The sequence below is a fragment of the Phyllobacterium sp. genome, from assembly GCF_037994405.1.
Classification (GTDB): domain Bacteria; phylum Pseudomonadota; class Alphaproteobacteria; order Rhizobiales; family Rhizobiaceae; genus Phyllobacterium.
The window spans coordinates 1-8,189 of sequence record NZ_JBBNAN010000343.1 but is presented as its reverse complement, the minus strand read 5'-3'; the positions used below and the strand labels follow the sequence as shown (position 1 = coordinate 8,189).

The window sequence follows — 8,189 nt, the reverse complement described above, 5'->3', positions numbered from 1 at the left end:
CCGAGATCACGGCGCAAAAACCGGTAGACATCAACTTCATGCTGGATACGCCGGTCGCTCGGACGATGGACCTCGTCGTTCTCAGTAAGGCAACCACGGACTCGGTCGATTTTTCCTGGCTTAAGGTTTTCAATTTCAGGCTCGTCAAGCATCTCGAGGCTCGTCCTCCGCAGGAGATGGCCAATGCACGATAAGCCTCGGGATTTGATTGCCATTGCAATGCCGCTCTATGGCCATGCGGCTCTCGTTCTTGAAGCGCTGGAATCTGCACTTGCGTCGACAACTGCATTTCGCACAGCGATTGTCGTATCGGTCGATGGCGATCCGCGTCAGGAAGTGTTTGACCAGCTCGCGCTTTACGCCGCAGCACACCCGGAAATCCACGTGATTTTCGGCGAAAATGCAGGCCCGGGCGGCGCTCGCAATCGTGCAATCGAGTATATCCTCAACGAATTGCCCGAGACGAAGGCTGTCTACTTTCTTGATGCGGATAATCGAATCCTGCCACACACAGTAGACACCCTGTACCGCCGCCTCGTTTCGAGCGGAGCCGGCTGGATTTATACGAATATCGACACATTCTCCGTCAACTGGCGTGCCCATTACGGCGACAGTTACTCACGCCTGGTTCATTGCATTACGGACAACATCTGCGACACGGGCTCGATGATTTCGGTCGCCGTATTCAAGAGCGGGGTGCGTTTCGACGATAATCGTCAGAATGGTTTCGAGGACTGGGAATTCTGGCTCTCAGCTATCGAAGCAGGGTTCGTTGGAGAGCCCTGCCACGACACTGGCTTCGAATATCGCTTGCGGGCAGAAAGCCGTTTCAAGGAAGCAAACCGTGATCGTTCGGCGTCGGTCAGTTTCTTGCGGAAGCGTCACAAAACGCTGTTTCGCCGACCAACGCTGGTCGGATTTGAACACAAGGAATGCCCGCGCTATGCCGTCATTCGTACCGGTGAGGGGACACTCGGCACGTTCACAGATCCGACCCAGCCCCCCGGTGAAATTGGATTCGATGATGCGATCCGCGCATTTTGGGGTAGCGTCGGTGAGCCAGACAATTTTCATTTTCCGCCCTTCTTGGCGGCATGCAGCACTGAGACACTGAAGCTTCTCACACGCTCGCGCCTATGGCCAAATATCCTGTGCCATCTCGAACGGCTCGCAGAAAAGACCAATATTGTATTCGTCGAGCTGGGTAACGTGGATTCAGAACGACGCATCGACTCCGAAATACTGCCTTCCGGCGCACGGCAAAGCGCGGCTGACCTGATCTTCGTTTCGACCAAGCTCGTTCAGAACGTTATCGAGAACAATGCGCTCGATTGGTTTTCGTCGATTGGAAGTCAACAGCTTTGGCCGACCTCCTCACGTCTTAAAGTCCGCTTTCCATTCCCGAAAGCGCGACAGCGCCGCTCACTGGCGCGCCCCGAACAGGCGCTGCTTAACCTGGTCACCGCCATCGCGACCAGTCCGCTCAAACAGGCTGCCAATACGCGCTGGACGTGGCGGCCGCGGCGACTTCATGGCCTGTCCGAGATGTACCAGGTCCTCAGGACAGAACTTGGCGGATCACCGGTGCTTCCGCTTGCCCACAATAGTGCTCAGCGAAAGACAGCTGCAGTACTGGTACCGAACGCTTCATTCGGCGGAGCTGAGAAAGTAGCCTATGCGGCCGGGCGCGAACTCAAGCAGGAGGGGTTTGAAACCCACCTTTTCGTGCTCGGTTCAGCTCGAATGGATGTGCTTGACGAGTTCGATCAAGCTTTCGATTACGTTCATTTCTGGAAGGACGGCATACCGGCGTGGGGCGACACGAACCGGTTTCTCGGCCAGGATTTCATCACGGAGGATCACGACCTGGATTGGGCCGGCCTCCGGGGCCAGCTCTCTGGTTTTGACCTCATTGTCAACAACCATGTGATGGCCGCTCACCCGCTTATGGCCAAGCTTCGTTCCGAGGGGACGCGTACCGCATGCTATCTTCACGTTGTGGACGAGACCGTCTTCCGCCGCCGTGCAGGACAGCCTTACGCAGCAATCGCATTCGAGCACGCTTATGATGCATTTCTGACCTGCTCGGAGCAGCTAAAGACCTACCTGCACAGTTTCGGCGTTCCTTTCGAGAAGATATTCGCCGTACCGAACGCCGCAAGTTTCTCCATTGACGAGAAAGTTCGGGCACAAGTGACCGAGGCACGGGAAACCGGGCGCGTAGGTGAGCCAATTCGTATCCTCTATATGGGGCGGCTTGACCGGCAAAAGGGTATCGACCGGCTATACGACGCAATCGTCAAGCTGCGGGAGCGCGGTATCGCTTTCGAGGCGCAGGCGATTGGCGGCGAGATTCTCGCCGACGATCCCAGCTCATCCTGGATGACGCGTCTGAAGGACGTAGGTGTTCAGGTTTCGCCGCCAGTCTTTGGCGGCAAGGACATCGCCGCACATCTTGCCTGGGCCGATGTTCTGCTGATGCCATCGCGCTGGGAAGGGGCACCTTTGATGATTGCCGAGGCGCAGCAACTTGGCTGCGTTCCGGTAGCAACTGCGGTTGGCGCGGTCGATGAACTAATAGCCCATGGCCAGGACGGCATTTTGATCAAGAATGGCAACGATGCTCAGATCGTGGCAGACATGGCGCGGTTGCTCACTATCCTGGCGCAAGATCGTACCGCTCTCGCCCGGACGGCCGCAGGTGCGCTCGCAACGGCAGACCGGCGCTCGTGGAGCGCGTCATTCGCCGATTTCATTGCATGGAGCAATACGATCGACGTAGCAAACCCGCCACAACGTATTGCGGCTGCGATCGCACCCGCACCAGAGTTTAATGCCGCCGCCGAGCTTTCGAGCCGTGCTGTTGCGTGACCACCACTAGAAAGGTTTTTGTGAACCCTATGAGCCCCAGAATTCTCCTCACCGGCATCCCGGGTCATCTTACACGCCTCGTTCAAAGGGCTGAAGACACGCACGTTTTTTACTCGGAAAAGCAACCTCAGCCAGAAAGCAAGGAAGCCTATCTGCGCGAACTCAAGAATATCAGCAACACCGGCAATTATTTGATCGGAGAGGGCGCACTGCGCGCTTTGTCTCCAGACGCCACCCACATTCCGTTCTGGCATCTTTACAATGCCGTAAACAACGGAACTGGTCTCGACAGTATCAACAAACAGTTCGATATCTGCGTCTTCACCTGCGCCAATCTTCTCCGAAAGAGCTTGTCGGCTGATGCGGAGGCACAGGTCCTGGCCAAACTGGATATGCCAGTCGTAATGCTGGGTATCGGCATTCAGAGCCGGCCCGATCTTGAAGAATCACTGCCAGAAGGAACACAGCGACTCCTGCAGATCCTGAAGGAGAAGGAGCATTACTTCTTGACCCGGGGCGAGGAAACAGCTGCGTTCCTGAAAAGCCAGGGGTTCTCGTTCGTAAGGCCCGTCGGCTGCCCCTCCATGTATTTCATGCCCGCGAACGTCCGCCGCGCAATTCGCCGCCTGCCAGATGTAAAGGTGGGGGAGGGCCGTACAGTTTTCACTGGCTATATGGGCGCCGCACTCGACACGATCGGCGACATGAATTCGCTTTCGTCCGATGACGGTCGGTCATCCTACGTCATCCAGGACGAGCTTCTGCATTTCGATATGCAGGTAGAGCCAAACGAGGATGGCCGTGTATACGATTCTACCTCCGGTGAGATGATCGGCGAGCTATCGTTCAAGGGTTCCGATGAGCTCAAAAAGAAGATCAAGGTTCATACATTTTTTGATACGAACCAGTGGCGTGCCTGGACATCGTCCATGGATTTTGCGTTCGGCCGGCGCTTCCATGGCAACGTTATAGCGCTTCAGGCCGGTGTACCGAGTCTGATCGTTGCCGTCGATGATCGCATGCGCGAGATGCTGAATTTTTCCGGGCTCCCGAAAGTTGAAGCCAATGACCTAAATGCCGCAAATGATCGCTCGGCATTCGTTGCTGATCATTTGGCAAGCATGAATATTCCCCAGGTCATTGAGAAGTATTCTGACCGCGAGCGCAATTTCCGGTCGGTTCTAACCGAGATTGGCATCGGGTGATATCCCAACCCAGTGCCTTGACGAACCTCTAAACCCAAGATGGACAAACATGAGAATTATGATCACAGGCATCCCATCATATTTGATGCGGACCGTCGACAGTGTTTCCGGAGCAGCCGTGAAGCACCGCCCTTATTTCGAGAATGTCCGCACAAAGAAGGATGTCATTGACCAGGTCAAGAAAATCGCCAACACGGGCAACTACCTCATCGGCGAAGGCGCGGCCAACAGCGTTCGCGGTCATGATGTTACCTACATTCCTTTCTGGCATCTTGCGAATAGCCTCAATTCTCCTGAAACCTATGCAAGGTTGAACGAGAGTTTCGATCTTTGCCTGTTTGCGTCCGCCAACCTGCTCCGCCCGGGCTACGCAGCCATGACCGAGTCTTACGTATTCGAGCGCCTCAACATGCCTATCGTCATCATGGGGATCGGTATTCAGAAGAAGGAAAACCTGAAGAACGAGCTGCCTGAGGGCACCCATCGTTTTCTCAACGTTCTCAAGAAGAAAGAAACATTCTTCCTGACCCGAGGTCATTTCACGGCAGAGTTCCTTAAGGCCGAAGGCATGAAATACGTTCGCCCGACGGGCTGTCCATCTCTGTATTTTGCGCCCGACGCAATGAAACGCTCGCTTAGTCGCCTTGCCGATCCCGAGCTCGCCGAATCGCAAAAAATCGCTTTTGGTGGCTATCTCGGCAGTGTCCCAGATACGATCGTCGATGCCCATGTACTCCTGCACAAGGACAGCACGGCGAGCTATGTCATCCAGGACGAAGTGATCGTCTACAACATGAACATGGTCGGTGATGACACAACGGAAGCCTATGACCAGGCAGCCAGCCGCATTACGGCTCCAACCGAGTACAAGCACGCCGAGAAATGGCAGCGCAAGCGTGAGTATCTCGTCTTCTTTGATACACATAAGTGGCGCAGCTGGGTTTCGGGGCAAGACTTCTGTTTTGGCCGCCGGTTCCACGGTTCCATCATTGGCATGCAGTCGGGTGTTCCGGCGCTGATGATCGCCGTCGATGATCGCATGCGTGAGATGCTCGACTTTGTGGGTTTCCCGCATATCGAGGCATCAGTCTGGAATCGTGAACCGCAAAAGAAAGCCTACTTGCAGGATTTCTTATCCAAGATTGACGTACCGGCAGCGATACATCGCTATTCGGCCTGTGAGGCGAATTTCAACGCAGCACTAAAGGATATCGGGATTAGATGACAGCTTTCTTCAATGGCACAGGGTCTCGGGGAGACATAAAGCCATGAGGTGGTTTCGACGCAGCATCGGCGCGGGCGTGTGCCTCGCTGTTGCTGCGGTTCTTGCAGCAGCGATCTTTGCGACGCCATCCGGCGCATCCGGCGATACTCGGTTTGGCGTTAACCGGGTCAACATCGCATGGCTCCCGGCCACTGAAAGAGAGACAATATTGGCTTCGATAGCAAACAACGGAATCAAGTCCGTGCGCTTGTCTTTGACCAAGCCGATCGATGCAAGCATCGACGCGATCCGGGTGGCTCATGAAAAAGGCCTCGCCGTCCTGCTCGAGATACCGCTCAACAATCCGGCGTTCTTCCCTGCGGGAACGAAGCCACGCTCAGGTCGTGGACGCATATGGGACATGTATCGGCTCTCTGACATTTCCCCGGATCTTTTTCGGTCCACGGTCGGCGATGCCCTGGGGAAGATCGATCAGCTCGGTATCCCTCTGATCGCCGTCGAAACTGGCAACGAAATCAATTGGGGTGCCTACAATGGCGATCTCGAGGTTAAAGCCAAAGCGAAAACCAAAACGGCCCGTTCGCTGAAAGATCTTGGTGATCCGCAATCTGTCGAGCGCGGCGCGGCAAACTATGTTCTGCTATTGAACGTGGTGCGCCAACAGCTCGCGACCACGAAACACAGTGCCAGTGCAAAGGTAATCACGGCGGGCCTGTCCGACATTCCGGTCGCCGATGCCGACCGCCGTGGCATTGACAGCATCGATCCATCAACCTTTACGTCCCTCCTGCAAAAGCACGGCCTCGATGACGTGGTCGATGGTTATGGAATCCACATTTATCCCGGTAGTGGCGGCTCATCGACCACCCGCGAACAACACATGGACCAAGCACTCTCGATCTGTGGCACACGACCGGACGGCAAACCCTGTTGGATCACCGAATGGGGCTTTGCCAACAATTCGACGTCGTGCCCGGGCGATGATAGTTCCCGCGAGCGTCTGGTGCGGTCGGCCAAGAGCCGATTCGAGGAATTGATGCAAGCAGGCCGTGTTGCCGCGGCCTACTATTTCAATTGGGATGCGACGCCTTACGGAGTCTGGCGCTGCGGCGCGCTGTCCTCAGCTGGCAGGATGGCGGTGACACCATGAAACTCAAGACAGTCATTATCGGCGGCTCCAACACCGTCATGCTGCCGGGCTATCTGCCCTCGCTTCTGTCAACCATGGCGAGACGAGGTGTCGAACTTGATGTCACCGCTGACCTCTCGGTCGGCGGCACGACGAGTGCATTCGGGCTCTATCAGCTCAAGATTTATGACCAACTCGCCGATTGCGATCTGTTGTTGATCGAGTACGCGCTCAACGATGCCTTCGTTTATGGCGACGAACGGCGTCCATTCCGCCATTGGGCACGTTTCTATGAAGGGATCATCCGCTTCGCCCTCGATCGCAATCCGAATCTCAGGATTGCGACGCTCGTGTTCGGCGCGCGCAACGGCTCGTTTCTGAATGCTGTTCCGTCGATTGATGCAGGTATCAACTATATCTCGCAATGGTACGATACGATCTGTGTCAACGTCTCGCAGCTCTTGATGCAACATTACGGGCGCGACGTTGTCGGTCATCCGAGTTTCTATTCCGATCAGGGTCACTACGCGCGCCCCGTGGCCACAACCATCGTTGCCAACCTGATTGCGGACCAGCTTGAACCAGCGCTGCAAACTCCGCATCGTGCCGCCGCACTACCTCCAGCAATAGATCCCGAGCACTTTGCAGGCGCGCGTGCGTTTGACGGGAATGAGCTCGGCAAGAGAATCGGTCGGCTACCGGTCGAGTATAGCAACCGCCGTTTCTCCGTTGCAGCAGTCGACCTTGGCCGCGATCGCTTGCGCTTTGAGGTAGAGAAGGGACAGCTCCTGGCGCTGGCCTATGTTTGCGAACCACGGATCCCTCCGCTCGATATACGTATTGGCAACGATATCCATCGCGCTGCACTCCTCAAAGGAGGTGTGCGCGACGGGACCTACAAATTCCTTGTCTCGATGTTGAGCTTCGAATTCCTCTACGGAACGTCGCTGCTCGAAGCACAACCCGCGTTGTCGCTAACGCTCGCAGGAGGCACTGACGGCGTTGAACACAAGCTACATGTTCCGAAGGACAGCATCCGGCATGAAACGTTCCCGCCAGAGCCCGCTCTCCCGATCGGCGGTCTCCTCTTCACCGGAAACCTGAAGGTGTGCGCGATCGAAAGGTTTGAGACTCCCCCCAATCGACCGGAAGAACAGCGCGCGGCGGCCGCAGAATAGTGAACGAAACCGCAGACCTAGCGATTTCTGGTTTGCCGCGTTATGGCGGCGTTTCTGTCCTGAATTTCTCTCAGCGCTGTTTCAGATGAAATTGCTGTCCCGAGTTGTACACCGGGGACTGGACTTTGTGGCGCGCGCCACCCTGTGTCCCGCCGCGACGGTAGTGACCAAGCCCCTTAGCGTGCCGGCGCTTCCAACTGCCCATTCCTGGGTGCTCGATGCGATACGCGCAGTAAGTGGCACGATCTGTGCGAGAAGAAACAATCCGGAGAAACAGATCAGTACGAACGGTCCCACATCCTTCATCGCAGGGCTATCGCCATTGCTCAGGACTTGCACGAGTGCCCAATGCTCTTCCGGCCCGGCATTCTGGCCGATGCGCTGCGTCGAAAACCGCACTATTGCCGTGCGGCTGTTGGGAATTTGTATGGATTTGATGGACGGGAGCACACGTGTATGCCGGTCAAAGCGATTGACCGCGTTGGTCGGACTGGAAAGGCTATCCAGATCCCGGCTGGCATCTCCGGTCGACAGCAATTGTGCCAAGTCAAAATTGTCCTGCACCGATGCGGCATCATAGG

General features: G+C 56.0%; 6 protein-coding genes and 1 pseudogene. 6 read left to right on the top strand and 1 reads right to left on the bottom strand.

Annotation, left to right across the window (positions count from 1 at the left end):
- From AAAC48_RS18965 to AAAC48_RS18940, 6 genes and pseudogenes are all read left to right on the top strand, one after another.
- Positions 1-194, top strand: a pseudogene (locus AAAC48_RS18965) (hypothetical protein); the annotation flags it as partial.
- Complete coding sequence (locus tag AAAC48_RS18960; protein ID WP_340655678.1) at positions 184-2,871, top strand: glycosyltransferase; 2,688 nt, start codon at positions 184-186, stop codon at positions 2,869-2,871. The pseudogene AAAC48_RS18965 and the gene AAAC48_RS18960, both read left to right, overlap by 11 nt.
- Before the next feature lie 29 nt (positions 2,872-2,900).
- Complete coding sequence (locus tag AAAC48_RS18955) at positions 2,901-4,076, top strand: polysaccharide pyruvyl transferase family protein (RefSeq protein WP_340655677.1); 1,176 nt, start codon at positions 2,901-2,903, stop codon at positions 4,074-4,076.
- 49 nt (positions 4,077-4,125) lie between these two features.
- Positions 4,126-5,301: a polysaccharide pyruvyl transferase family protein gene (locus tag AAAC48_RS18950; RefSeq protein ID WP_340655676.1), complete on the top strand. Its 1,176-nt coding sequence runs from the start codon at positions 4,126-4,128 to the stop codon at positions 5,299-5,301.
- Between the two features lie 43 nt (positions 5,302-5,344).
- Complete coding sequence (locus AAAC48_RS18945; protein WP_340655675.1) at positions 5,345-6,451, top strand: glycoside hydrolase; 1,107 nt, start codon at positions 5,345-5,347, stop codon at positions 6,449-6,451.
- Positions 6,448-7,608: an SGNH/GDSL hydrolase family protein gene (locus tag AAAC48_RS18940; protein ID WP_340655674.1), complete on the top strand. Its 1,161-nt coding sequence runs from the start codon at positions 6,448-6,450 to the stop codon at positions 7,606-7,608. Before AAAC48_RS18945 ends, AAAC48_RS18940 begins: the two co-directional genes overlap by 4 nt.
- Before the next feature lie 81 nt (positions 7,609-7,689).
- On the opposite strand, the gene AAAC48_RS18935 is transcribed toward AAAC48_RS18940, so the two are convergent.
- The coding region (locus AAAC48_RS18935) for a type IV secretion system protein (RefSeq protein ID WP_340655673.1) at positions 7,690-8,189 on the bottom strand (500 nt) is incomplete at its 5' end.